Source organism: Luteibacter sp. dw_328, from assembly GCF_018449605.1.
Lineage (GTDB): Bacteria > Pseudomonadota > Gammaproteobacteria > Xanthomonadales > Rhodanobacteraceae > Luteibacter.
The window spans coordinates 384191-410369 of record NZ_JAAVUW010000004.1 but is presented as its reverse complement, the minus strand read 5'-3'; the positions used below and the strand labels follow the sequence as shown (position 1 = coordinate 410369).

18 protein-coding genes are annotated in these 26179 nt (G+C 64.2%); 7 read left to right on the top strand and 11 right to left on the bottom strand.

Going from position 1 to position 26179, the window contains the following annotated elements; all coding sequences use genetic code 11:
- Positions 1-123 precede the first annotated feature (123 nt).
- Positions 124-1161, bottom strand: coding sequence for a type IV pilus twitching motility protein PilT (locus HB634_RS12190; protein ID WP_063573399.1), 1038 nt, complete (start codon positions 1159-1161; stop codon positions 124-126).
- A 116-nt stretch (positions 1162-1277) separates the two neighbouring features.
- Between HB634_RS12190 and proC the strand changes: the two genes are divergently transcribed.
- Together proC and HB634_RS12180 are read left to right on the top strand one after the other, a co-directional pair.
- Complete coding sequence (gene proC / locus HB634_RS12185; protein ID WP_213948747.1) at positions 1278-2102, top strand: pyrroline-5-carboxylate reductase; 825 nt, start codon at positions 1278-1280, stop codon at positions 2100-2102.
- On the top strand, positions 2099-2677 hold the full coding sequence (locus tag HB634_RS12180; RefSeq protein WP_063573702.1) for a YggT family protein: 579 nt from the start codon (positions 2099-2101) through the stop codon (positions 2675-2677). The genes proC and HB634_RS12180 overlap by 4 nt, the downstream gene beginning before the upstream one ends.
- Before the next feature lie 140 nt (positions 2678-2817).
- Here the strand turns inward: HB634_RS12180 and HB634_RS12175 are convergent, their stop codons facing one another.
- Together HB634_RS12175 and hrpA are read right to left on the bottom strand one after the other, a co-directional pair.
- Complete coding sequence (locus tag HB634_RS12175; RefSeq protein ID WP_255548526.1) at positions 2818-4953, bottom strand: bifunctional (p)ppGpp synthetase/guanosine-3',5'-bis(diphosphate) 3'-pyrophosphohydrolase; 2136 nt, start codon at positions 4951-4953, stop codon at positions 2818-2820.
- Complete coding sequence (gene hrpA, locus HB634_RS12170) at positions 4950-8852, bottom strand: ATP-dependent RNA helicase HrpA (protein WP_213948746.1); 3903 nt, start codon at positions 8850-8852, stop codon at positions 4950-4952. Before hrpA ends, HB634_RS12175 begins: the two co-directional genes overlap by 4 nt.
- A 117-nt stretch (positions 8853-8969) precedes the next feature.
- Here hrpA and HB634_RS12165 point away from each other — a divergent pair, with 117 nt between their 5' ends.
- From HB634_RS12165 to HB634_RS12150, 4 genes are all read left to right on the top strand, one after another.
- Entirely contained in the window at positions 8970-9437 is a 468-nt protein-coding gene (locus HB634_RS12165; RefSeq protein WP_063573606.1) for a Dps family protein, read from the top strand.
- A 283-nt stretch (positions 9438-9720) separates the two neighbouring features.
- Entirely contained in the window at positions 9721-12357 is a 2637-nt protein-coding gene (locus HB634_RS12160) for a glycosyltransferase (RefSeq protein ID WP_255548525.1), read from the top strand.
- Positions 12358-12503: 146 nt separating this feature from the next.
- The gene (locus HB634_RS12155; protein ID WP_213948744.1) at positions 12504-14270 is read left to right on the top strand and encodes an autotransporter assembly complex family protein; all 1767 of its coding nucleotides are present in this window, start codon (positions 12504-12506) and stop codon (positions 14268-14270) included.
- A gap of 11 nt (positions 14271-14281) precedes the next feature.
- Entirely contained in the window at positions 14282-18031 is a 3750-nt protein-coding gene (locus HB634_RS12150) for a translocation/assembly module TamB domain-containing protein (RefSeq protein ID WP_213948743.1), read from the top strand.
- A gap of 661 nt (positions 18032-18692) precedes the next feature.
- On the opposite strand, the gene HB634_RS12145 is transcribed toward HB634_RS12150, so the two are convergent.
- On the bottom strand, positions 18693-19655 hold the full coding sequence (locus HB634_RS12145; RefSeq protein WP_345777493.1) for an IS110 family transposase: 963 nt from the start codon (positions 19653-19655) through the stop codon (positions 18693-18695).
- 480 nt (positions 19656-20135) lie between these two features.
- On the opposite strand from HB634_RS12145, the gene HB634_RS12140 reads away from it, so the two are divergent.
- Positions 20136-20432 (top strand): hypothetical protein, encoded by a 297-nt coding sequence (locus HB634_RS12140; protein WP_213948742.1) that lies wholly within the window; start codon positions 20136-20138, stop codon positions 20430-20432.
- A gap of 80 nt (positions 20433-20512) precedes the next feature.
- Here the strand turns inward: HB634_RS12140 and HB634_RS12135 are convergent, their stop codons facing one another.
- The 7 genes from HB634_RS12135 to HB634_RS12105 all read right to left on the bottom strand — a co-directional run bounded on the left by HB634_RS12135 (position 20513) and on the right by HB634_RS12105 (position 26179).
- Positions 20513-22021: a P-loop NTPase fold protein gene (locus tag HB634_RS12135; RefSeq protein ID WP_213948741.1), complete on the bottom strand. Its 1509-nt coding sequence runs from the start codon at positions 22019-22021 to the stop codon at positions 20513-20515.
- 91 nt (positions 22022-22112) lie between these two features.
- The gene (locus HB634_RS12130; RefSeq protein ID WP_213948740.1) at positions 22113-22547 is read right to left on the bottom strand and encodes a DUF2802 domain-containing protein; all 435 of its coding nucleotides are present in this window, start codon (positions 22545-22547) and stop codon (positions 22113-22115) included.
- Between the two features lie 150 nt (positions 22548-22697).
- Entirely contained in the window at positions 22698-23147 is a 450-nt protein-coding gene (locus HB634_RS12125) for a chemotaxis protein CheW (RefSeq protein WP_345777492.1), read from the bottom strand.
- On the bottom strand, positions 23144-23713 hold the full coding sequence (locus HB634_RS12120; RefSeq protein WP_213948738.1) for a chemotaxis protein CheW: 570 nt from the start codon (positions 23711-23713) through the stop codon (positions 23144-23146). The genes HB634_RS12125 and HB634_RS12120 overlap by 4 nt, the downstream gene beginning before the upstream one ends.
- On the bottom strand, positions 23713-24501 hold the full coding sequence (locus HB634_RS12115; protein WP_063573095.1) for a ParA family protein: 789 nt from the start codon (positions 24499-24501) through the stop codon (positions 23713-23715). Before HB634_RS12115 ends, HB634_RS12120 begins: the two co-directional genes overlap by 1 nt.
- Positions 24501-25442 (bottom strand): flagellar motor protein MotD, encoded by a 942-nt coding sequence (motD, locus tag HB634_RS12110; protein WP_213948737.1) that lies wholly within the window; start codon positions 25440-25442, stop codon positions 24501-24503. The genes HB634_RS12115 and motD overlap by 1 nt, the downstream gene beginning before the upstream one ends.
- The gene (locus HB634_RS12105) at positions 25439-26179 is read right to left on the bottom strand and encodes a flagellar motor protein (RefSeq protein ID WP_063573097.1); all 741 of its coding nucleotides are present in this window, start codon (positions 26177-26179) and stop codon (positions 25439-25441) included. The genes motD and HB634_RS12105 overlap by 4 nt, the downstream gene beginning before the upstream one ends.

Below are 26179 nucleotides of genomic sequence, written 5' to 3'. Positions count from 1 at the left end.
CCCATGGCCGGACCGGGCCGGCGCCCCTAGGGCGATCATATACCGCCGCGATGAGCCCTGCAGCGACGCCCTTCACGGTTGCGGCCGGCCTGCCACGAGGCAGGACCAGCCGCCGCGCCCCGTTTAACGGAAGCTTTCCTTGTTCTTGGCGTACATCAACCCTTCCTGACGGGTGATCAGGCCGCGCTTGACCAGGTCCAGGAGGTTCTGGTCCAGCGTCTGCATGCCGTACTGCTGCCCGGTCTGGATCGCCGAGTACATCTGGGCAACCTTGTCTTCGCGAATGAGGTTTCGGATCGCCGGGATGCCAGTCATGATCTCGTGGGCAGCGATGCGGCCACCGCCGACCTTCTTCAGCAGGGACTGCGAAATGACCGCGCGCAGCGACTCGGACAGCATCGAGCGGACCATCGGCTTTTCGCCGGCGGGGAACACGTCGATGATGCGGTCAATGGTCTTGGCCGCCGACGAGGTATGCAGCGTGCCGAACACCAGATGCCCGGTTTCCGCGGCAGTCAGGGCCAGGCGGATGGTTTCCAGATCGCGAAGCTCGCCGACCAGGATGTAGTCGGGATCTTCGCGGAGTGCGGAACGCAGGGCTTCGTTGAAGCCATGGGTATCGCGGTGGACTTCACGCTGGTTCACCAGGCACTTCTGCGAGGTGTGGACGAATTCGATCGGGTCCTCGACGGTGAGGAGATGGCCGTATTCGGTCTTGTTGATGTGGTCGACCATGGCCGCGAGGGTGGTCGACTTGCCCGAACCGGTCGGCCCGGTGACCAGGATCAGGCCCTGCGGCTGCTCGATCAGCTCGCGGAAGATCTTCGGCGCACCGAGGTCTTCCAGGGAGAGCACTTCCGAGGGAATGGTACGGAACACGCCGCCCGCGCCACGGTTGTGGTTGAAGGCGTTCACGCGGAAACGCGCCAGGCCGGGGATCTCGAAGGAGAAGTCGGTCTCGAGGAACTCTTCGAAGTCACGCCGCTGCTTGTCCGACATGATGTCGTAGATCAGCGAATGGACCTGCTTGTGCTCCAGGGCCGGGATATTGATCCGGCGCACGTCGCCGTCGACGCGGATCATTGGCGGGAGGCCCGCGGAAAGGTGCAGGTCGGAGGCCTTGTTCTTCACGGAGAAGGCAAGGAGTTCGGCGATATCCATTTGGGTCCCCTATCTTTGTGGGCATAGGTAAACACGCCCGGGGGTCGGCGGCAAGGCGCGGCACCATATATGCTTCGATGACTGTGAAAGACGTCGCGTATGGAGCGGACACCCCCATGAATCGGATCGCCTTCATCGGCGGCGGCAACATGGCCACGGCGCTGATCGCCGGCATGATCCGCCACGGCGCCCAGCCGGGCGGCATCGCCGTGGCCGAGCCGCGCGCCGAGGCCCTGCAGGAGCTCTCACGCGAGTACGGCGTGGCCACCTACACCAACAACCTCGATGCCGCCGAAGGCGCCTCGATCCTCGTCCTGGCGGTGAAACCGCAGATGATGGCCGATGTCTGCCGGGCCCTGCGCCCGGTGGTGCAGAAGTACCGGCCGGTGATCATCTCGATCGCCGCGGGTATCCGCATCGCCCAGATCGAACGCTGGCTGGACGGCTCCCTGCCCGTGGTCCGCTGCATGCCGAATACCCCGGCGATGATCGGTGCCGGCGCCACCGCCCTGTTTGCCAATGGCCGGGTCAGCGCGCCGCAACGCGCCGAGGCCCAGCACGTACTCGACGCCGCCGGCCTGACGGTGTGGGTGCCGGAGGAAGACCAGCTCGATACGGTCACCGCCCTTTCCGGCAGCGGCCCGGCCTACTTCTTCCTGATGGTCGAAGCACTCGAAAACGCGGCATTTTCTCAAGGCCTCTCCCGAGAGACCGCACGCGCCCTTGCCGCCCAAACAGCACTCGGGGCCGGCCGCATGCTGATCGAGAGCGGTGAAAGTGCCGCTACGCTGCGCCAGCGGGTCACCTCACCGAACGGCACCACCCAGGCGGCGCTGGACAGCTTTCGCGCCGACGGCTTCCCTGCCATCGTGGCGCGCGCCGTCGACGCGGCACGCCGCCGCAGCTTTGAACTTTCCGAAGACATGGAATCGAACACGTGAACTACCTGACCAACGCGGGCTCCCTGATCCTGGATTTCATCTTTGGGGCCCTCGTCACCCTCTTCGTGCTGCGCCTGCTGGCCGAAGCGTTCCGCGCTGACTTCAACAACCCGATCTGCCAGTTCCTCTACCGCTTTACCAACCCGATCCTGCGCCCCGTGCGCAAGGTGCTGCCGAGCGTGCGGCGCGTGAACACCGGCGCCCTGCTGGCGGTGTTCCTGCTCGAGTGCGTGAAGTGGCTGCTGGTCATGGCCATCAACGGCGTCATGCCCAACGTGGTCGGACTGGCTATCGTGAGCCTCGGCGAGACCCTCGACTTCTTCCTGCTGACCTGGGTCGTGCTGGTCTTCGTCTGGTCGCTAATGAGCATGCTCTCGACCGACCGCTACCATCCCGTGGCGCGTCTGGTCACGAGCCTCGCCGATCCGCTGGTGCGGCCGCTACGTGGCCGCATGACCCTCGGTGGCCTGGATTTCTCGCCGACCGTGGTCATCCTCGGGCTGATCCTGGCGCGCATGCTGGTCGCGGCGCCGATCAAGGATTGGGGCATCGCCTTGATGATGGGCGGCCTGTAAGGCCGTACCCTTCGGAGGGCCGCTTCTTGTGGGAGCCGCTCCTTGTGGGAGCCGCTTCAGCGGCGATGGGGCGCTTGCCTCATTCCGGCCCGCTGCCGCGGGATCGCCGATGAATCGGCTCCTACAGGGAGCCGAAGCGGTTACCGGCCGCCGAGGCGACGGGCGTCGGTGACGTTCGGCAGCGCCCCAAGCCGCCCCAGCACCATCGACAGCTGCTCGTAATCCTTCACTCGCAGCGTGAAGCGCATCTCCACTTCGCCGGTCTTCACATGCACCCGGCTCGATGAAGCGACGATGTGCGGACCGGTGTTGCTGATCGTGGTTGCGACGTCCTTCTGCAGGCCCTTGCGGTCGTAACCGCGAAGCTCGATGTCGACCTCGTAGTTCTGCACTTCCACCCTGCCCCAGCTCACGTCGATGACGCGCTCGGGGTTCCTGCGCGCAAGGCGGGACAGGCTGGCGCAATCGGATCGATGCACAGAAACGCCCCGCCCACGGGTGATGAACCCGCGCACCGGGTCGCCGGGCAGCGGCTGGCAGCAGCGTGCCAGCGTGGTCAGCAGGTTGCCGACGCCCTCGATGGAAAGCGCGCCGCGATCGTGCTGTGCGGCGCGCGATGCCACGGGATTCCCCGACTGAGTGATCTCGTGCTCGACCGGCTCCTGCAGCGAGCGCGCAATCTGGCCCAGGGACACTTCGCCCAGTGCAACCGTGACGAAAAGCTCTTCGACGCCCTTGAGACGGAAGTGCGTGGCGAGCTTGGCCAGGTCGACATCGTCGAGTGCCAGCTTGCGCAGTTCCTTCTCGAGCGCCGCCTTGCCAGCGATGATGTTGGCGTCGTGTGCGGTTCGGCGGAACCAGGCTCGCACCTTCTCCTTCGCACGCGAGGTGTTGAGGTAACCGTGGTGCGAGGAGAGCCAGTCGCGGCTCGGCTCGGAGCTCTTGGTGGTGAGGATTTCGATGGTGTCGCCGCTGCGCGGCTGCGTGGTCAGCGGCACGATACGGCCGTTGACCTTCGCGCCACGGCAGCGATGCCCGACCTCGGTGTGGATGTGATACGCGAAGTCGAGCACGGTGGCACCGCGCGGCATGTCGATCACTTCGCCCTTTGGCGAGAGCACGTAGACGCGGTCTTCCATCAGCTCGGTTTCAAAACCGGCCGCCAGCTCGGCCGCGTCGTCCTCGCCACGCGGTTCGAGCAGCTTGCGCATCCAGGCGATCTTCGCCTCGAACTCCGCATCCGCGCCGCCGCCCTCCTTGTAGCGCCAGTGCGCGGCCACGCCAAGTTCGTTGGCGCGGTGCATTTCGTGCGTGCGGATCTGCACCTCGAGCGTCTTGCCCGACGGGCCCATGACCGCAGTGTGCAGCGAGCGGTAGCCATTGCCCTTCGGCCGTGCGACATAGTCGTCGAACTCGCCGGGCAGGTGCGGCCACAGGCTGTGCACGAGACCGAGCGCGGCATAGCAGTCGGCCACGCTGTCGACAAGGATGCGCACCGCGCGGATGTCGTAGAGGTCGGAGAACTCCAGGCCCTTCTTCTTCATCTTTTTCCAGATGGAGAAGATGTGCTTCGGGCGACCGGCCAGTTCCGCGTGCACACCCGCGCCTTCCAGAGTGCTGCGCAATGTCGCCAGGCTCGAGGCGATGAAGCTTTCGCGATCCGCACGGCGCTCGTCGAGCAGCCGCGCGATGCGCCGGTAGGTATCCGGTTCGAGGTAGCGGAACGCGAGGTCTTCCAGCTCCCACTTGAGCTGCCAGATGCCGAGCCGGTTGGCCAGGGGCGCATGGATGTCGGAAGTCAGCTGAGCGAGCTCACGACGTTCGTGGTCCGGCAGGGCCATGGCCGTGCGCATGGCCGCCAGCTGGCGGGCAAGCAGCACGAAGACCACGCGGAGGTCACGGATGATCGCCAGCAGCAGGCGACGCAGTCCTTCGGCGCCGCCGACCGGACCGCGCTGGGCATGGAGTGCCCAGACCTTCTCGGCCTCACCCTGCCCGTCGATCAGGCGACGGAGCGATGCCGGCCATGTTTTCGCCGCTTCGTCGGCAGCGCCCGGAAGACCGTTGAGTAGCGAGAACCACAATGCCGACGCGCAGGTTTCGTCGTCGCAGCCGAGCAGACGAAGCAGTTCGATAACCGTTTCCGCTTCGGCGCGCGCCGCCACGGGCAGCAAGACGCAGGCCTCACGCGCACGCTGGGTCAGCGGCATCGCCGTTGCCTTGGCGTCGGGGGAACGCAGCTCGCTCATCGTCGCGTCGTCCTTCCGGGTGGTCATCGTTGCGTGGCCTGGGCCACTTCCAACGCGCGTGCAAGACGTTTGGCCGACACCGGTTCGGCGGTCTTCAGCTCCTGCGCGAACAGCGACACACGCCATTCCTCGAGCAACCAGCGCAGTTCGCTCCAGACCACCGCATCCAGGGCGGTACCCCCCGCATTGAGCAATGCGCGCCAGTAAGGCAGCACCTGCAGCATACGCGACTGGTCGCGCGCGGGGTCCTGCCGAAGGCGCTCGGCACGCAGCCGCATGGCCTTGAGGTAGCGCGGCAGGTGGGCCAGGCGCGAGGTTGGCAGGTCACGCAGGAAACCGGGCTGAAGCAGCGCCGTGAGCTGTTCGCGCAGGTCGTCGTAACTGGCCCTGGCGAAGCCCATCAGGGGCGGTTCCATCCACGGCCTCAGTTCGGCCTGGGCCTCGATGATCGGCTCGGCCATCTTCTGCCGGGCCATGGCGGCGCCGAACAGTTCCCGCCCGAGCTGCACGTGCAGCGCCTCGAACTCGCCCTGTGTCCGCGCATCCAGGCGGCGCTCCGCGATCAGATCGCTGAAACCACCCTCGACCAGATCCTCGCGTAGGCCTTCCACACTGCCCATCGGCGCGTACTTGAGCGACAAGGGATTGGCGATCGGCAGCTGGCGTCGCGCACGCTTGAACTCGGGTGCCAGCGCCTGACGTAGCAACCGCTCGACGCCGCCCACGTGCGCTTCGGCGGCCTCGTCGGCGCGCTCGAAGACGCGCAGGGCCACCGCCTCGCCCAGGTCGACAAGGGCGGGATACGCGGTCAGTCCGCCTTCGGAACGGACTTCCTTCGGGATCGATTCGAAATCCCAGGCAACGATGTCCTCGCGCGTGAGCTCGACATCCGTCTTGCGCGAGAACGCTTCACGCGCCTTGCCTTCCCAGCGTGCGCGAATCTCGGCCAGGTCGCGCCCTTCCGCCAGCGTGCGGCCGTTCTCGTCATGAATGCGGTAGCGCATGAGCAGGTGTGGCGGCAGTTCGGCGCTCGCGAAGGCCGCCGGATCCACGTCGACGCCGGTGGTGCGCTTGAGGAAACGCGCCAATGCTTTCGCCAGCGGCTCGTCACGCGGGGCCTCGGCTTCGGCAAACGCGCGCGCAAAGTCGGGCGCGGGGACGAAGTTGCGGCGAAGTGCCTTGGGCAGGGCGCGAATCAGCTCGGCCACCTTGTCGACCACGAGGCCGCCGACCAGCCATTCACCCCGCGCAATGGGCAGCGCGTTGAGGAAGGCGAGTGGCACCTGGATGGTGACGCCGTCGGCCGGATCGCCCGGGACGAAGCGGTACTCGAGCCGGTAGCGATGCTGGTCGATATCGAGCGCGGCCGGGAAGGCCTTGGGGTCGAGCCCCGTGCCACTGTCCATGACATCGGCGAGGGTCCACCGCAAGGCGGCCTGTTCTCCAGGCGCCGCCTTGCGGAACCATGCATCCAACCCACGGACATCGGCGATCTCTTCCGGCAGTTTGCCGTCGAAGAAGGCGGCGAGTTCTTCGTCCGAGCGCAGCAGGCCGGCGCGGCGCTGCTTGGCCTCGATGTCGTGGGCCTGCTCGAGTACGCGCGCGTTGGCACGGACAAAGTCGGCGCGGCTGTCGATGTCCGCGCGAACCAGGGCCTCGCGTACGAAAATCTCGTGGGCGAGTCGCGGGTCCTGCTTATGGAACGTGACCGGGCGGCGTTCGACCAGCACCAGGCCGAACAGGGTGACCTGTTCGTAGGCAATCACGGTGCCGCGCTTGCGCGACCAGTGGGCGTCGCGCGCCGTGGCGCGCACGAGGTGGCTAGCCTGCGATTCGATCCACGCGGGATCGACGCGGGCGCACATCATGGCCCAGACCTTTCCGCCAATATCGATGATCTGCCCCGCGAAGAGCCAGGCCGGTGGCGCCTTCGCCAGCGCCGAGCCGGGAAACACCTGGAAGCGACGTTCGCGGGTGCCGCGGAAAACGCCCTTCTCGTCCTTGTGTCCTACCTGGGTCGGCAGGCCGGCGAGCACGCTGCGGTGGACGGATTCGAATAGCGCGTCGCCTTCGAGGGCGCCAGCGGCAGCGGGCTCTTTGCTGGACCAATCGAGGTCACGCGTGACCAGCACCAGCTGCCGGTGGAGTTCGCGCCATTCGCGCATGCGCATGAAGCTCAGGAAATGCCGCGAGCACCAGTCGCGCAGCTTCGATGAGGTGAGTTCCTCGGCAGCGTCGCCGTGCGCACGCCACAGGTTCAGCACGCCGACGAAATCGGATTTCGGATCGGCGAACTGGGCATGAGCCGCGTCGGCCTGGCCGCGCGCCTCCGGCGGACGTTCACGAGGATCCTGGATGCTCATGAACGCGACGATCGTGGTGAGTTCGGCGAGGCTGCCCAGCCGACGCGCTTCCACCAGCATGCGCGCCAGCTGCACATCGATGGGCAACCGGGCGACGGTGCGGCCGATGGGCGTCAGGCGCTGGCCCTCGTCGATCGCACCGATTTCGGCAAGGCGGCGATAACCGTCAGCGACGACACGCGGGTCCGGGGCTTCCAGGAAGGGGAAGTCCTCGACATCACCCAGGTCCAGCGCGAGCATGCGCAGGATCACGTTGGCGAGTGATGACCTCAGTAGCTCCGGATCCGTGAAGGCCGGACGCAGGTTGAAATCCGCTTCGTCATAAAGCCGGTAACAAATGCCGGGCCCGATGCGACCGCAACGCCCCTTTCGCTGGTTCGCCGCCGCCTGGGAAATCGGCTCGATGTGCAGCCGCTCCAGTTGGCTGCGCTGGCTGTAGCGCTTCACCCGCGCCGTGCCGGGATCGACCACGTACCGGATGCGCGGCACCGTGAGCGAGGTCTCGGCGACGTTGGTGGCCAGCACGATGCGGCGCTTCGTTCCCGGCTTGAAGACGCGGTCCTGCTCGTTGGCCGAGAGGCGCGCGTAAAGCGCCAGCACCTCGGTTTCGCGGTATTGCTTACGCGACAGAAGGAGATGGGTGTCGCGGATTTCGCGTTCGCCCGGCAGGAACACCAGGACGTCCCCGCGGGGATCTTCCCGGGTGATCTCATCCATGGCGTCGGCGATCATCTGCGCAACATTGCCCTCGCCGCGCTCGCCGGGCGGGCGGTAGCGCAGCTCGACCGGATAGGTGCGGCCTTCCACCTCGACCACGGGCGCATTGCCGAAATGGGCGGCGAAGCGCTCGGTGTCGATCGTCGCCGAGGTGACGATGATCTTCAGTTCGGGGCGGCGCTGGGCAAGCCGCTTGAGGTAGCCGAGCAGGAAGTCGATGTTGAGGCTGCGCTCGTGCGCCTCGTCGATGATGATCGTGTCGTAGGCGGACAGCCAGGGATCGGACTGGGTTTCAGCCAGCAGGATGCCATCGGTCATGAACTTGACCAGGGCCTGGTCCGACACCTTCTCGGTGAAGCGGACCTGGAAGCCCACCTTGTCGCCCAACGGCGTGCCGAGTTCCTCCGCGACGCGGGTCGCCACCGACCGCGCGGCGAGCCTTCGCGGCTGGGTGCACCCGATCAGCCCCGCTTCGCCACGGCCCGCGGCCAGGCATAGCTTCGGCAACTGCGTGGTCTTGCCAGAGCCCGTCTCGCCTGCGAGGACAACCACCTGGTTCTCACGGATGAGCTTGATGATGTCCTCAGCCCGCGCGGCGATCGGCAGCGATGCATCGACCGTGATGGGCGGTTTGGAGGCCGCGCGTGCGGCGCGACGGGCCACTGAGACGGCAACGTCTTTAGCCAGCGCCTCGATCTTCGCGGCGTCCGGCTTGCGCGAGAGAGCGCGCCATCGGCCGGAGAGCCGGCCGTAATCGCGGCTGGTGACCTGATCCAGCGCATCGCGGAGCTCGCGCAGGCGCGGATCCGGGGCGGGGTGTCGTGCGGGGCTTGTGGAGGTACTCATGGGAACGCCAATAATAGCGTGCGTCTATCGACGACATCGGAACGTTTCATTTCACGTGAGCCCGTCCGATCGTTAAAATTTCGGTCCAAGAAAGAAAAACCCAAGGAGAGTCGCCACATGGCCATCGATATCGGTATTGCCAAGAAAGACCGTGAAGCGGTCGCGAAGCACCTGTCCAAGCTCCTCGCGGACACCTATTCGCTGTACCTGAAGACGCATAATTTCCATTGGAACGTGACGGGACCGCAGTTCAACAGCCTGCACGCCATGTTCGAGGTCCAGTACAACGCCCTGTGGCTGGCTGCCGACGAAGTGGCCGAGCGCATCCGCATCCTCGACGTGTTCGCGCCGGGCTCCTACAGCCAGTTCGGCAAGCTGACCTCGATCAAGGAAGAGGCGGGCGTGCCGGAGTGGAAGGATATGGTCGCCCAGCTGGTCGAGGGTCACGAAATCGCCGCCGCCACGGCCCGCGACACCATCAAGGGCGCCGAAGCCGCCGGTGATGAAGGTACCGCCGACATGGTCACCGGGCGCCTGAAGGACCACGAAAAGACCGCCTGGATGCTCCGCTCGCTGCTGAAATAAGCAGAGCCGCAAAGCCGGCCTCGTCCCTGTAGGAGCCGATTCATCGGCGATTGGGTGCTCGCTGCACCGTTGCCCGCTGCCGCGGGATCGCCGATGAATCGGCTCCTACAGGGGGTTTGCAGCCCTGCCGCGGCGAGTTCCGACGACCCCTGAACGCCCCTCTCTCTGAGTTGAGCCTGACCGGTCCATCCATCATGCGTTGAGCCATAACGCCCTGTTCGTTAAGCTCCCCCGGTTACCTCACTTGATGCCACTTGGGGGCCGACCGGTCCGGGGATTGTTTTTGAGCGCTGTTACCACGACCGAACGAAGCCATCCGATCCTCACCGCGCTGCTGCTGGCGGTCCTAGTTGCGGGCCTCAATGTGGGCCTGTGGTTCCTGGGTAACATCCCACGCGGCCCCGACGACTGGAACGGCCCCATCTCGGGCTTTGCCTTCACGGCTTACCAGCGCTACCAGAACCCGATGAGGGGCGATTTCTCCAGCGATCCCGAGATCACCGGCGACCTTCATCTGGTCCACCGGTATTCCCCTCGCATCCGTACCTATTCGATGCTGGAAAACCCGCAGACGATCCGCCTGGCCGACAAGGAAGGCCTGGATGTGATGGCAGGTGCCCAGATCGATACGCGCCTGGAGAACAACGAGCGCGAGATCGACGCGCTGATCGCCCAGGCCCACCGTTTCCCCAAGACCATCTCGCGCGTCATCGTCGGTAACGAGGTTCTTTACCGAGGCGATCTCAAGCCCGAACAGATGATGGCCTACCTCGACCGCGTGCGCGCCGCCGTGCACCAGCCGGTCTCCATGGCCGAGCCGTTCCACGTGTGGATGCAGAATCCGGAACTGGCCGACCACGTCGATTTCATCACCGTCCATCTGTTCCCCTACTGGAACGGTATCGACCGCAAGGACGCCGTGCCCGACTCGATCGGCACGCGTGAGGCCGACGGCTCCAAGGACACCGACGGTAGCTTCCAAGCCCTCCAGCATCGCTTCCCGGGCAAGCACATCGTCATCGGCGAGATCGGCTGGCCCTCCAATGGCGATCGTCACGAATACGCCTACCCGACCGTTTCCAACGAAGCGATCTTCCTGCGCGACTTCTTCAACATGGCCAAGCGCAAGGGCATCGACGACTACTACGTCCTCGAAGCCATCGACCAGCCGTGGAAGGAAAACCTGGGCGAAGGCCGCACCGGCGCGTACTGGGGCATGTTCAATGCCGACCGCCAGCTGAAATTCCCGTTCAAGGGCCCGGTCACCGAAGACACCAGCTGGCCGTGGAAGGCTTTTGCGGCGTCGGCCCTGGCCTTCTTCCCGATGGTCTGGTTCGGCAGTCGCTTCCGTCGCTTCAAGCTGATGGGCCGCCTGTTCTTCATGGCCCTGCTGCAGCTGGCCTGCGGCCTGATCGTCTGGTCGGCCACCCTGCCCTTCAATTTCTACCTGAGCCCCTTCGACTGGGCCATGCTGATCCTGCTGTTCCCGGCACAGATCGCCATCCTCGCCATCCTGTTGATCAACGGATTCGAGTTCACCGAAGTGCTTTGGCGTCGCGAATGGATCCGCCATGCCGGCATGCTGCCGTACGACCCGGTCGAGAAGCAGCCCTTCGTTTCCATCCACCTGGCTTGCCACAACGAGCCGCCGGAAATGGTGCAGATCACGCTGGATTCGCTGGCCAGGCTGAATTACGAGAACTTCGAAGTGCTGGTGCTGGACAACAACACCAAGGATCCCGCGGTGTGGGAACCGGTAAAGGCCTACTGCGAAAAGCTGGGCCCGAAGTTCCGTTTCTTCCATCTCGAGCCGTGGCCCGGTTACAAGGCAGGTGCGCTGAACTTCGGTCTCACCGCCACGGACGAGCGCGCCGACGTGGTCGCCGTGATCGATGCCGATTACGAGGTCCGTGAGGACTGGCTGGCCGCGCTGACCGGCTACTTCCACGACTCCAAGGTGGCCGTGGTGCAGTGCCCGCAGGCCCACCGCGAATTCGAGAACAACCGGTTCCGCCGCATGACGGCCTGGGAATACGACGGCTTCTTCCGCATCGGCATGCACCACCGCAACGAGCGCAACGCGATCATCCAGCACGGCACCATGACCATGGTTCGTCGCTCCGCGCTCGAAGGCACCGGCGGCTGGTCCGAATGGACGATCTGCGAGGATGCCGAGCTCGGTCTGCGCCTGATGCATGCGGGTTACGAACTGGTCTACGTCGACGAGTTGATGGGTAAGGGCCTGACGCCCGCCGACTTCAAGGCCTACAAGAGCCAGCGCTACCGCTGGGCCTTCGGCGCCATGCAGATCCTCAAGGGCCGCTGGAGCTGGATGACCCGCAAGGGGCCCCTCTCGGCGGGTCAGCGCTTCCACTTCCTCACCGGCTGGTTCAGCTGGTTTGCCGACGCCCTGCACTTCATCTTCACGATGATGGGCCTGTTGTGGACCGCCGGCATGATCTACGCGCCGCAGTACTTCAACCTGCCGATGCAGCTGTTCCTGATCCCCGTGATCGGGTTCTTCTTCGCCAAGGCGATCTTCGGCTTCGTGCTCTATCGCGCCCGTGTTCCGTGCAGCTGGTATGACACCATCATGGCGTCGGTGGCCAGCATGGGCCTGTCCCATGCCATTGCCCGCGGCATCCTGCACGGCCTGACGCGCGAGAAGACCGCTTTCGTGGTCACTGCCAAGAGCCGTCGCATGGGTGGTAGCAGCTTTGCTGCTTTCGCACCCGTACGTGAGGAAGGTCTCATGGCGATCGCCCTGCTCTGCGCGGTGATCGGCATGGCGATGCACTACGGGACGAGCTACGTGGAGAGCGTGTTGTGGATGTTCATCCTCACCGCGCAGTCCATTCCGTACGTGTCGGCACTGGTCGGCGCCTGGATCGCGCACACCGCAGGTGATGAGGCAGGCTGAACCGGCGCGGGGTCGTTCACGTTTGTGTATCGACCCTGCACGCCGCGCGCGGTAACTTACGCCAAGACTTGATGTCAGGGGACGCCGGAGGCGCCCCGCTCGCCGCCGTACCCACGGTGTTGGTTCACGACCGGAACGGGATGCTCATGCGCCGAACCAGACGCCATGGACTGCTGCTTCTGCCGTGGTTCCTCCTGCCCTGCCTCGCCCATGCCGGCGTCGTCCTCACCGTGGACGGTGTCGACGAGAGCCTGAAAAACGCCGTCGTCGCGGGTGTCGAGCTGAGCCAATACGCCAAGCGCGATGCGACCGCAGCGCAAATCCGGCGTCTTTACGACAAAGCCCCCGACCAGGTGCAGTCCGCGCTGCGGCCCTACGGTTACTACGAAGCCACGGCCACGGGCGACATCAAGCAGGTCGGCAACGACTGGCAGGTGACTCTGTACGTGGTTCCCGGCATGCCAGTGACCGTGAAGACGGTGAACGTCGGTATCGACAAGGAGCCCGCCAAGCTTCCCCAGATCGCCCGCGCCCTGCGCGGCGTCAATGGACTGAAGGACAAACCACTCAACGACGGCCAGTACGACGCGGCACGCGATGCCGTCAGCGGCGCGCTGACCGCGACAGGCTTTCTCGATGCGAAGCTGGTCACCCATCGTGTCGAAGTGAACCGCGCCGAGCACAGCGCCACCGTGGAACTGACCTGGGAAACCGGCAAGCGCTATCGCTACGGCAAGATCCACTTCGAGAATTCGCAGTTCCGCGAAAGCTTCCTGGATCGCTACGTACCCTTCAAAAGCGGCGACTACTTCTCGCAGAACCAGCTGCTGGATCTGCAGCAGGCGCTCAACGGCGCCGACTACTTCGCCGTGGTCAATGTCATGCCCGATACGGACAACGCGAAGGACGGCACGATCGACATCAACGTGGAGCTGGCACCCGCCAAGCGGACGATCTACACGGGTGGCCCGTTCTTCGGCACCGATACCGGCGCCGGACTGCAGGGCGGTGTCGAGAAGCGATGGGTGAACGACCGCGGGCATAAGTGGAAAAATCAGATCGTCATGGCGCAACGCCTCAAGACTGTCTCCACCCTTTACCAGATCCCCATGCCGGGTCCCAACCAGCGCAGTTTCAACTTCGGCGCAAACTACCGCGACGCCAACACGGTGACGTCGAAGTCCCGCACGGTCCAGCTCGTCGCCAATGAAACGCGGCTATGGCACGGCTGGACGCGCACCATCGGCATCAATGCGCTGTCCGGTACATTCACCGTGGGCAAGCGCGGTGGCGAAGGCGACAACGCGCTAGGCCTGGATCACGGCCAGAGCACCCTGGTCTACCCCGAAGTGACGCTGAGCCGGAAGAAAGGCGACAACCCCACCTTCGTGCGCAGCGGCTGGTCGTTGACGCTCACCGCACGCAGTACCGCCGGCGACCTGCTTTCCGACGCGCGCTTCTCGGAACTGATGGGCGACGCGAAGTGGATCCAGTCGTTCTGGGGCCGCAACCGCCTGATTCTTCGCGGCACGGCCGGCAAGATCTGGACGGACGACTTCAGCGCCCTGCCCCCGCAGCTGCGCTTCTTCGCGGGCGGTGACCGCTCCGTGCGAGGCTACGATTTCGAGAGCATCGGCCCGAAGAACACCTACGGTCGCGTGATCGGCGGTGAAAACCTTCTCGTGGGCAGCACCGAGGTCGAGCACTACTTCACGCGTAACTGGGGCATGGCCGCCTTCGTCGATGCGGGTAATGCCTTTGCCGGCACCGACTACAAGCCACTGGTGGGCACCGGCCTGGGCGTGCGCTGGCTCTCGCCGGTCGGCATGATCCGCGCCGACCTTGCCGTACCGGTCGGTAACAAGGAGTCGCATGGTATCCACCTGCATGTCGTCATCGGGCCCGACCTGTGAGGAACACCGGCATGAAATGGTTGATCCGCGTCGGGGTAGCCGTTGGCGTGCTGCTTCTGGTCGTCGTGCTTGGCGTGTGGTGGCTGGTCGGTAGTGCGTCCGGGCTCCGATTTGCGCTCGCGCGCGCGCAGGGGTTCACGGATAACGCGCTCACCCTCGAGCACGCTGAAGGACGTCTTGCCGGCCCACTCGATCTCGCTGGCGTGCGCTACCGGGACGGTAAGGGCATGGATGTGCGTGTCGCGAAAGCGCATCTCGACTTCTCGTTCGGCTTGCTGCTGCGCAAGCGTGCGCAGGTGTACAACCTGACGGCGGACGGTATCGACGTCGCATTGCCGCCAAGCCAACCGGAGCCGGAGACCGCTTCGGAGCCTTTCTCGCTCGAGCCGCCGCTCGACATCGTGCTCGACAAGGTCAAGATCGGTCACGTGAAGGTGACGCAGGCCGGCCAGCCGCTCTTCGAGTCCAACTCGCTCGACCTCGTCGGCTCGTGGACATCGAAAGGCATCGCCTTGCAAACCCTCACGCTGCGTGCGCCCGATGGTCAGGCCGATCTCGGCGGCACGCTTGCCGTCGGCAAGGGCTACAAGGGTGACGGCAAGGCCAGCTTCCGCTGGAAGGTCGGTGACATCGACTACGCGGGCGATCTCGAAGCACACAGCGATGGTGCGAAAGCACATACCATCGTCAAGCTCACGCTGCCCTTCGTTGCGCAGGTGGATGCGAATCTCGTGCAGAGCGGTGACTTCGCGTGGACGGCGAAGATCGATGCGCCGCGTTTCGACCCCAAGCCGCTGATCGGCGATAGCAGTCTGCAATCGCTTGGCGTCGCGCTGCGAGGCTCCGGCGACCGTTACCACGCCGACCTCACCGGCGATGTCGACCTCAACGATTACCTCGTGCGCCTGACGCCGGTGAAGGCCGCGTTCGATCACGAATACAAGCGACTCACCCTCGACGAACTCACGGTCAGCTCGCCGCAGGTCAAGGGCTCGCTCTCCGCGCGCGGCACGGTCGACATCGCCGCGCAGCCCGTCTCGGCAGATCTCGCGCTCAGCTGGAAGGACGTGCTCGTTCCCGCGAATGTCGCGGGGCAGGACCTCGCCAGCCTCGGCCAGCTCACCTTCAGGGGCAGCGCGCAGGCGTACCACGCCGCTGGCGACGTCGACGTCGGGCCGCCCGGCCACGTCGGCAAGTTCACGCTGGATGTCGACGGCAAGCCGGACGTCATCGACCTTCATACCGTGCAATTGAAGCAGCCGAACGGCAGCCTTGCCGCCAGCGGCACGCTGACCCTCCAGCCCCAACTCGGATGGAAGCTCGACCTCAAGGGCGAGCGCTTCGATCCCAGTCAGCTGCTTGCCGAATGGCCGGGCGCCCTCAACCTTGATCTGTCGACCGAAGGGCAGATGGCGAAGGACGGTCCGCTCGGCACGCTCGAGCTGCGCAAGCTCGACGGCACCTTGCGCCAGCGGCAGTTGCATGGCTTCGGCAAGCTCACGCTGAAGCCGAACGAAGTGGTCAATGGCACCCTCGACCTCGCCTCCGGCGGCAGCACGGTCCACCTCGACGCCAAAGGCGATACCGCCAACGACGCGAACCTGAAGCTGGCGATTACATCGCTCGGAGACTGGCTGCCGGATGCCGGCGGTCGCATCCAGGGCGACGTCTCTGCGAAGGGGAACGTGCTGAAGCTGGCGGTGAAGGCCAATGTTCGCGGTAGCGCGCTCGTCTACGCGGGCCAGAAGGTCGACACGCTCACCGTCGACGCCGATGTTCCCGATATCAGTCAACCCGGTGGCAAGGTCGATGTCGTCGGCACGCATGTGGTGTCGGGTGGGTTGGTGTTCGACAGGCTTGCCGTCAACGCGAACGGTACGCAGGAGAAGCACCAGCTGAGCATCGACGCCACCGGTCGTCCGCTCGCCGCCGATCTCCAGCTTTCCGGCTCGCTGCGCGATGGCGCGTGGAGCGGCACGCTGTCCACGCTCAACATCGACTATCAGGGGCTGCCGCGCTGGCGCCTGCAGAACACCAGCCAGCTCGCCTGGAAGGACGGCGCGGCGAGCATGAGCGATCTCTGCCTCACCGCAGGCGAGCCCCTCCTGTGTGTGGCCGCGAAGCAGGACAAAGGCGGCAACCTCGACGGCAGCTATCGCCTGCGCAAGGTTCCGCTTGCACTGATCATGACGGCGGCCGAGCAGTCGAACAGCCCGATGCGTGCCGATGGCATCATCGAAGGTGATGGCAGCATCCGTCGCACGGCAGCAGGTGCCCTGTCGGGACAGGCAAATATTACGAGTGTCCACGGCTCCATCGCTTACACCGATCATGGCGAGAACCCGCTGCTGGTCTACGACAACCTCGTCGCCAACGCGCAGCTATCGCCGGACAGCCAACGCGTCACCGTGCGTGCGTCGCTCAACAAAGGCGGCACGCTCGACGGCAACGTCTCGATCAATGGCGCGCAGCAGGCCCTCGGCGGCACGGTCGCGCTGCATCTCACCGACCTTGGCATCATCGAGTTGTTCACCAGCGAAGTCGCCGACGTGAAGGGCGGCCTCGATGCCAACTTCAACCTCGGCGGCACCGTCGCCGCACCGGCCATCACCGGGCAGGCTCTTGTCGCCGGGTTCGCCGCCGAAGTCCCGAGCGCAGGACTGAAGCTCAAGGACGGGCGCATCAGCGTCACTACGACGGATGCGAAGAACTACGCCGTCGACGGCACGATCGGCTCCGGCGATGGCACGCTCGGCATCAAGGGCACAGCCGCGCTCGGCGCCGGCGCGCAGATGCGTCTCGGCATCCAGGGCTCGAAATTCACCGCCGTCGACATTCCCGCCGCCAAGGCCATCGTCTCGCCCGACATCCAGATCGTGCAGGACGCCAAGGGCATGAACGTCACCGGCAAGCTCAACATCGACCTTGCCGATATCAACGTCGAACGCCTGCCCGGCGTCGGTGCGACCAAGGCCTCGCCCGACGTTGTCGTGGTTGACGACAAGCAACAGGAAGCTGCAGCGGAAGCGTCCCCTATCTCGGCGGACATCCGCGTCGACCTCGGGCAGAAGGTCCATCTCGTCGGCTTCGGTATCGATGGTCGCATCACCGGTCAGCTCGACGTGCGTGAGCGTCCGGGGCGCGCGACGACGGGCCAGGGGCAAATCGGTGTCGACGGAACGTACAAGGCGTATGGGCAGGATCTGAAAATCGAGCAGGGCCAGCTGCTGTTCGCTTCGACGCCAATCGACAATCCGCGCCTCAACATTCGCGCAGCACGCGCACTCAATCCCAATGCGACGATCGCCGATGGCCAGACCGTCGGCCTCTTCGTCTCCGGCACCGCGCAGCGCCCCATCCTCACCGTCTTCTCCAACCCGGTCATGGAGCAGTCCGACGCCCTCTCCTACCTCGTCACAGGCAAGCCGCTGTCGCAGGTGAGTGGTGGCGAAGGCAACATGGTCGGCGCGGCCGCACAGGCGCTCGGCTCGGCAGCAGGCGATCTGCTGGCGAAGAGCGTCGGCTCGAAGATCGGCGTGGACGACATCGGCGTATCGAGTAACGACGCACTCGGCGGCACCTCCGCATTCACCGTCGGCAAGTACCTCTCGCCGCGCCTGTACCTCAGCTACGGCGTGGGCCTGTTCGATCCCGGCCAGGTGATCACACTGAGATATCTCTTCAGCAGGAAGTGGAACTTCGAAGCGCAGAACGCGACGGATTTCAGTCGGGCCAGCCTCAACTACCGCCTCGAACGCTAACCCACCGCCTTGAACGCTAACCTACCGCTTGAACGCTGACCTACCACTTTGAACGCTAACCACCGCGCTCTCTGTAGGAGCCGATTCATCGGCGAAAACCAGCTCACCTCACCCCGATTTATCTGAAGCAAAAAAAGGCCCGCAAGGGCCTTATTTCTTCCCAGAGCGCTGTTCCCCGTCAATCGTCTCGAGCCCTACAGACAACTCAACATTGTTTTGCTACGGTCGCTTCGTTGTCTGTGCATTCGCTGTTGCACGCGCCACAGACAACCATCGCTCGATGCGGTGAGAAGCGCGGCCCGAGGGTGCTAGTAACACCCCCGGACCGCTGGCCACAATCAACTAACCAGGAGTCAATCGTGATTGCCAACGATCATACGTCATGTATGGACGCCTCCCGTTTGGCAAGGTCCTTCGACGTGATGTAGCAACAGAGCGCGGTTGCGGTTATGTATTCGGCCTGTCGTGCAGGCTCGAATGCGATACCTGCTGGCCCTGATGGAATCAGCTGACCCACGCCTCATTACTCGCCAGGACTCGAAGTCCAGTGCCGTATTCAGGCTTGGTGGATCACGGTCCGACCTGTTGGCCCATCATGTCGTGGCGTACCTTGCACAACGCTTGAAAGAAGATCCGGCATACAAACGCTATCTTGACCAGCCTAAGCGGGTTGACTCACATATCCGCATTGATAGATGCGTCGATGGGCGATGAGTGCCCATACCGTGCGCGCCATTTTGTTGGCGAGCGCTACCGCCGCCACGTTAAACGAGCGTCGCTGAAGGATGGCAGTGGTCCATGGTGAGGGGGTTCGGCTATGTACCAGCACCGAACGTGCTCCATGAATCAACAACGTCCGTAAATAGGTGTCGCCTCGCTTGCTGATACCTAAGAGTCTCACTTTGCCTCCTGTGCCGGTCTGCCGAGGCACCAGGCCTAGCCAGGCGGCGAACTCCCGGCCAGAACGAAAAGCTCGCGGATCACCCATGGAGGCCACCGCGGCGGTGGCGGTAAGCAACCCCACCCCAGGAATCGCCGCGATCCGTTGACAGTCTTCATCCTCTCGGTGCCAGAGCTGCAGTCTGCGCTCGATATCGGCAATCTGACCTTCCATCTGCCCAATGCGCGCGTACTGTTCGCGTAGTGTCTCGATTAACACGGTCGGCAATCGATCCGTGAGTCGCCCGAGCACAAGCGGAATCATTTTTGTCAGCGCAGCACGGCCTTTCGGCATCACCTCACCATACTCGGCCAGCAGACCGCGTAGCCCATTCATCTGCGCAGTGCGGAACTTCACCAGTTGCTGACGCATCCGATGCAGTGCCAGCACCGCCTGCTGAGCCTCGGATTTCACGGCTACTGCGCGGATGCCTGGCTGAAGCATGGCGACCCAAATCGCCTGGGCGTCGGCGACGTCGTTCTTGTTGCCTACAGCAAACGGTCGCACCTGCTGAGCGGGGAGTAATTTGACAGCATGCCCCAACGCCATCAGCCTGCGCGCCCAATGCTGCGCACCGCCGCAAGCCTCCATGCCGATCAGGCAACTCTGCCGATTCGCGAAGTAATCCAGGAACTTCGCGCGCTTGATCTGCCTGCGAATCACCTCGCCTGTCTCAGCGTTCACTTCGTGAACCTAGAATACCTGCTTGGCGATATCCACACCGATCATGGTTTGAGCGATGGATTTCATGGCACACCCTCCGGCGGCATCGTTGTAATCGCGGTCTACCACCTTTGTAACCAAAATCCCATGCATCCGATATCTGGCGCCGGGCCGAGGCAGGAGGCGTCCATTCCATTACTCGCTCGCCCGCTGAATCCCCAAGGCGGCATCCCCATCGGTTACCGGGGCGTCTGCATCCGTCGCAGCACCGGTTGAAGAACCGCGGCGACGCCGCCTCCCGTCGCGTTTCTACTTCCCCGCCCGGCCCCGAGCCGCGCGGGACCGTAGTCGCGCCGTCGCCGACCACTTCGTCACTAACGTCACCCGGCGTCCGGACACGGACAGCCGATGAACCCGCGAGCCCGCATGATCCGCGGCACGTGGCGCTGTGCGCACCGTGCCGCAACTTGTGGAACGTGAGGCTTTTCGCAAGGAGAAGATATGAACAAATCAATTACGGGCCGCGAGTGTTCCGCATTCAAGAAAGGAATCGACACGGAGGCGACCACGCACGAGCTACTGAACGACGCCACAGAGTGGTTGCAGTACGCGCGTGGCCTCACAGAACTGCTGGCCGAACTCGTACACGAATCGGACACGGTCGATTGCCGTCGTATGGCGCTTGGCCTGGAAGCCATTAGTGCGATAACGCGGATGGGCTTGCAATGTACGGCGCATGCTCATGCGCATATATCGTGGGAAACGTCGCAAGACACGCAGGACAGGAGCGATGCCTAGATGCACGCACCAGCACCAAGCTCTGGCCAGCCATAGCATGCCGCTACCTGACTTGTATCCGCGACTGGCTCACGACGGCCTCACTCCGCAATTAAGAAGCCAGCACCGAATACAAGATTCGCATAATCGCGGACCACGCGCCCCGTTTCGGTTGAATCTGTCAGCTCACCGATCAACAAGTTTACGAGCGAGCGTGGAAACTGCATGTTCTCCGCGTTCATGCGGCGGTGAAGTTCTTGATTGCTGGCTTGGGAAATTAGGTAGTACTCGAACATCACATCCAAAAGATCAATCGACCTTTCTTCGCTTTCATACGAGTTTGGCCGGGTTACCCACTTAATCGGAATAGACTTTCGGGCGATCGGCGCCAGAAGACTCTTGAATTCTTCAAGCGTCAACGCGCTCAATCTCAACCGCTCAAGGAGTGATCTTTTCTTGAAGAACAACACACAGAGAAAGAAGAGCCACGCGGCATGAACTCCGTGCTTCTCCGAGAGAGAGTGAATAACTTCGTCTGCAAGGTACCCAATTTGCTTTTGGCTCCTTAGATCCAAGTCGAAAAGGTCGGCAATCTCGGCCCAATCTCGATCGACACTGTCTCCGACGACTGCCTTCGGGCGCCACGAGCAAACGGTCACGCGTCGGATGCGACTCTCAGTGGGAATCGCAATCCGGGCATAGGAAAGATTGTTTGGGGCGGGCAAGACGTACTCTCGATCGAAGAGCCGCTTCAAATATCCTGCGCCATCGAAGTCCGCCCCATACATGCTTCGCGCGGAACTCTGCAGCTGGGCCAGATTCGTCGATACTACAAAAACGACGCCCGGAACTCCGAAGATATGCTTTATCTCTTCGAGAAGCTTCATTGCATATGGAGGGCGGCACCGATCAAGCTCATCCACGAACACATACATCGGGCTTCGGGCTGGCGTGTGTTCTTGGATATGAGCCAAGAGATCAACAAGCGACTCCCGAAATGCTTTAAGGGATGCCTTTCTCGAGACGTGCTCTCTCAGCTTGAGCTCGAAAAGCCTATCAAGCACGTCCTCTGCATCGCTTGCGGAAAGGCTGCTGACGTCATTCGAGGCCCCTCCGTCGCCAATCGCTTCGACTACATCATCAAAAGCGACGCCGGTCATCTTCTTTAGGACCGCTTTTGCAAGTACGGTCGCGGTCGGAGCAATGGCCTTTCTCAACTTCGTCGTTGCGCGTTTCGCGAGCTCAGTCGTACGCTTCCTCGCGCCGTCGACAAGAGGAACTCGCGCCTTCCAAGACTTGAGATCGTCGAAGATAGAAGCCATCAATGCAACGGATGCTTCATCGCCGACATCATTTTCCCAAGCGTCGAAGTAGACCACGGGATACTCCGCGGTACGCAAGTCCTCAATCCATCGCTTCACGAAAAAGGTCTTTCCAGCTCCCCACTCTGCGTCCAAGGCAACCGTTAAGCCTTTTCCAGCATGCGAGTAATTCTTCACTTGAGACCCGAGCGATTGGGTCAGGTATGACGCCAGACCACTTCGAAAGAGAGCGTCGTCGGCCCAAGGACCCGCTTGCTCTACATTCTTTGTCACCGCGTCTTCCATCATCCCATTGCCTCAGATTGCGACCTGAACTGAGCCCGCACCCAGCTTCTACGCTCCTTCGACGACCTCGGCAGCCGCAGGGTCAAGGAGCCATCTAGCGCGGCGCGTGCAACCTCTGCAACAACTCAGCTTCTGTCAACGAAATACCGCAGGTCTCGGAAATATCCTTCGCCGACGCACCTTGCCGCGCAAGACGCTGAGCAAGCGCAAGCGCCCTATCGGTAGCCGCACCCGGCTCGCCGGCAACCGTCATGGCAGGATTGCGACGCACCTGGTCTTCGATGTCGCCGAGGCGGTTCTCGAGGCGACGGAGCATGGCGGCGAGGGCGTCGGGTGGGACGGCTGGCGTCGGCTCGTCCCGGATGTCACGAATGTCTTCGTAAGCCGTTGCAGCCCCTTTTACCGGCGCGACGGGCGTCTCGGCGGGGGCAGCAGATGGCGTCAGGCCGAGGCGGCGGAACAGCAACAGGAGGCCGACCAGGTTGAGGACGGCGAGTGCGATCAGCACGTATCCGATGGCGGGGTTCATTCGGTGATTCCCTGGAGAGCGGGGACACGGTAGCGCAAAGGTGGTGCGGGCAGAAGCGCGATGTCTTGCGATGTAACGGGGAACCCATCGCCGGCATAGCCGGCTCCCACACAGAGCCCGGGGCCAGCAGCGTCTGGGCCCAGCGGAGCCTCAGGCCCGGCAGAGCCTCGGGATGTCGACCAGGGCGATGAAGCCGTCGTCGCGGGTGATGACGCCGCTGACGGGGTCGTCGCGGCGGGTGGCGCGGCCGGGCGGCGGCGGGGCGACGTCGGCGGGATTGAATTCCAGCATGTCGCCGATCACGTCGATACGCATGCCGACGATGCTGCCGGCGTCGTCGAAGACGATGACGCGCTGGGCATCTTCTTCCGTCACATCGATGCGGCCTTCTAGACCGAAGCGACGACGTCCGTCGAGCACGGGGACGATCTGGCCGCGCAGGTTGACGATGCCCAGGACATCCTCGGGTGCGCCTGGCACGGGCGTGATGTCGCCACAGCGGATCACTTCTCGCACGCTGGCGAGTGACACCGCGTAGCGCTGTCCTTTCAGGGAAAATCCGAGCCAGGCACCACGGCCGTCGCGCAAGGGTTCAGTCACGGGCCCAGCTCCTTTTCCAGCCATTCGATCAGCGCCGCGGTACCGACCACGCCGCACTTGGGTTCTTGGGACATGCCAGCGAGCCAGGGACGCGTGGTGGCGCCTATGCGCCACTGGATGGCCGCTGCGTCGAGCTCCACCGGCTCTTCGTCGACGATGCAGGCCAGCGCCCAGGCACGGTCACCGAGCAGGATCAGCGTCGGCGAGTGGGCGCCCGCCATGTCCGGCGAAAGAATCGCGGCAAGGTCGGCCACGCGAGCGACGCCACTCGGATGACGCCAGCGCCCGAGGCAGATGGGGTTCGTCGTGTTCGGCGGCGTCAGCGGCGGCATCGGCAGCATATGGGTGATGTCGGCCATAGGAACGGCGAGGCGCACGCCCGCGGCGAGGCAAAGCAGGTAACGGCTATCGGCACGCGTCGCGGGCTCGTCGCTCGCCACGGTGCGCCAGGGGTCGATCGAAACGATCTTGACCTCGGCGTCCGGTGCGGCCGGGGGTAACGCAGGTGTCAGCAGTTCCGCAAGGTAGTCGGCGACGATCTGCTCGGCGTCCTGCAGGGCGCGCATCACGCGGCCGCATCCGTGACGGAAGCGGCCGGCAGGGCCAGTAGCTCGTCGAGCAATTGTCGGTAAGCGAGGCCGCCCCGGCGTGCGGCGGGCCACGATGCCAGGGGCACGCCCGCGGCGCTCGCTTCGCGAATCTGTGTGTCGGTGGGAATCACGGCCTCGCTGACGCCTTCGCCGTACTTTTCGCGCAGTTGGTCGAGGCAAGCGCGCGACGCATGCGTGCGCGCATCGAACATGGTCGGCACGATGGTCCGCGGCAAGGGACGGCCGCGTGACCGCTCGATCATGGACAGGCTGCGCAGCATGCGCTCGAGGCCGGCCAGGGCGAGTGCTTCGGTCTGCGTGGGCACCAGAAGCCGGTCGCTCGCGGCCAGTGCGTTCACCATCAGCACGCCGAGCGTCGGCGGGCAATCGAGTAACACGTGGTCGAAATCGCTGGCGAGTTCGGCGAGCGCCTGGGAAAGGATCAGGCCCATCCCGGGACGCGTTCCCAGCTGGCGGTCCAGCGTAATCATCGCCGCCGACGCGGGCAGCACGCTCAGGTGATCCCACTTCGTGGCATGCACGAGTGTGCCCGGCGGAAGCGGATTGCCGCCGATGCCGAACAGATCGTAGACGCTGCCGTGCGCCCCACCTTCGACACCGATATAGCCGGAGAGCGAGGCATGCGGATCCATGTCGATCAGCAGCGTGCGCTTGCCGGAGGCGGCGAGCAGGCTACCTAACGCGACCGTCGTCGTCGTCTTGCCGACACCGCCCTTCTGATTCGAGATCGCCCAGACGCGCATCAGCGAGCCCCCGCTACAGGGTTCGTCACGGGCGCTGCCACGGCGCCGGCAACCGGCAAACGGTCAGCGTCGCTGTAAAAGCGCGCCGGCTCGGCCTTATCGCTCATCACGACGATGAGTACGCGGCGATTGCGATTGCGACCTTCGTCGGAGCTGTTATCGGTGGTCGGCCGGAACTCGCCCCAGCCCACGATGCCGACGCGATGCGGATCGACACCGCTCGTCGTCAGCAGGCGAGCGACCGTGGCCGCGCGTGCCGCGGACAATTCCCAGTTAGACGGGAACGTGGCGGTGGCGATGGGCGTGTTGTCCGTATAACCCTCGATACGCATGGCGTTCGGGAACGGGCCGAGAATGCCGGCGAGCTTGCGCAGCACGTCTTCGGCCGTGCCCTGAAGTTTGGCCACGCCGACGGGAAAGAGGATATCGGTACGGACTTCGATTTCGAGCCAGTCCTTGGTCTGACGCACGCTGACCAGGTTCTTGTCGATCAGCGGCTTCATCGCGCGCTGCACTTCGTCGGCAATCTGGCTGAGACTGGCGTCCTCGGTCTTGCCGACCGTGGTGTTCGCCGCCGTCGCGGTATTGATGTTTGCCGAGTCCTGCCGCGTCGGCGCGGCACCTTCGTGGCCGGGCAGCGGCAGGTTGCGCGGCGGAATCGGCACGTCGATCTTGGCGATCGGTGCGGCGACAGGCGCGCGTGACTGGTTCGGCAGCGGCACCTGCGCCGCAGGCGTCGCCTCCCGGATCGGCTCAATGACCTTACCGGTGCCGTTGAAGGCTTCGTTGATCGACTGCGCCATGACGCGGAATTTGGTCTCGTTCACCGCCGACACGGCATACATCACCACGAACAACGCCAGCAGAAGCGTGATCAGATCCCCATAGGGAATCGCCCAGCGCTCGTGGTTGATGTGTTCTTCGTGGTGGCGCCGCTTCACGACAGGAACCCCTGCAGCTTGCTCTCGATATGCCGCGGGTTATCGCCCTGGGCGATGGAGACCAGGCCTTCGACGAGGATCTCGCGCATCTGCGAGCGCAAGCGGGCGAGGCCTTTCAGGCGCGACGCCATCGGCAAGGCGAGCAGGTTGGCCAGGCCGATACCGTAGATCGTCGCGACGAAGGCCGCGGCGATGCCATGACCGAGCTTGCTCGGGTCGGCGAGGTTCTGCATGACCGACATCAGGCCCATGACGGCACCGATGATGCCCATCGTCGGCGAGTAGGCACCCGCGTTCTCGTAGACCTTGGCGGCTTCGATATCGGTGTGTTCGCGAGCGTACACCTCCACTTCGAGCACGGAGCGCATGGCATCCGGCTCGGTGCCGTCCACAAGCAGCTGAAGCCCCTTGCGGATGAAGGGGTCGGATTCACGCTCGATGGCCGGCTCGAGACCGAGCAGTCCGGTGCGGCGGGAAATCTCGCTCCAGCCGACGATGCGGCTGACGAGGTTCTCCGACTCGATATCCGGCGGCCGATACACCCAGGGCAACATGGTCCAGGCGCGCTTGAGCACAGGGCCGGGCGTCTGTACGAGAAGCGCGGCAAGGGTGCCGAGGAAGACGATGACGAACGCGGCCGGGTTCCACAGGGCGTCGAGACTCGAGCCCTTGAGGATGGTACCCACGATGATGACCACGAAGGCCAGGATCGTTCCGACGACGCTCACGATATCCAT

Bases quoted from the DNA above. Each gene is read 5' to 3' on its own strand.
- HB634_RS12190 (WP_063573399.1), bottom strand. From the start codon at position 1,161: ATGGATATCGCCGAACTCCTTGCCTTCTCCGTGAAGAACAAGGCCTCC.
- proC (WP_213948747.1), top strand. From the start codon at position 1,278: ATGAATCGGATCGCCTTCATCGGCGGCGGCAACATGGCCACGGCGCTG.
- HB634_RS12175 (WP_255548526.1), bottom strand. From the start codon at position 4,953: ATGACCACCCGGAAGGACGACGCGACGATGAGCGAGCTGCGTTCCCCC.
- hrpA (WP_213948746.1), bottom strand. From the start codon at position 8,852: ATGAGTACCTCCACAAGCCCCGCACGACACCCCGCCCCGGATCCGCGC.
- HB634_RS12165 (WP_063573606.1), top strand. From the start codon at position 8,970: ATGGCCATCGATATCGGTATTGCCAAGAAAGACCGTGAAGCGGTCGCG.
- HB634_RS12155 (WP_213948744.1), top strand. From the start codon at position 12,504: ATGCGCCGAACCAGACGCCATGGACTGCTGCTTCTGCCGTGGTTCCTC.
- HB634_RS12150 (WP_213948743.1), top strand. From the start codon at position 14,282: ATGAAATGGTTGATCCGCGTCGGGGTAGCCGTTGGCGTGCTGCTTCTG.
- HB634_RS12140 (WP_213948742.1), top strand. From the start codon at position 20,136: ATGAACAAATCAATTACGGGCCGCGAGTGTTCCGCATTCAAGAAAGGA.
- HB634_RS12135 (WP_213948741.1), bottom strand. From the start codon at position 22,021: ATGATGGAAGACGCGGTGACAAAGAATGTAGAGCAAGCGGGTCCTTGG.
- HB634_RS12130 (WP_213948740.1), bottom strand. From the start codon at position 22,547: ATGAACCCCGCCATCGGATACGTGCTGATCGCACTCGCCGTCCTCAAC.
- HB634_RS12120 (WP_213948738.1), bottom strand. From the start codon at position 23,713: ATGCGCGCCCTGCAGGACGCCGAGCAGATCGTCGCCGACTACCTTGCG.
- HB634_RS12115 (WP_063573095.1), bottom strand. From the start codon at position 24,501: ATGCGCGTCTGGGCGATCTCGAATCAGAAGGGCGGTGTCGGCAAGACG.
- HB634_RS12105 (WP_063573097.1), bottom strand. From the start codon at position 26,179: ATGGATATCGTGAGCGTCGTCGGAACGATCCTGGCCTTCGTGGTCATC.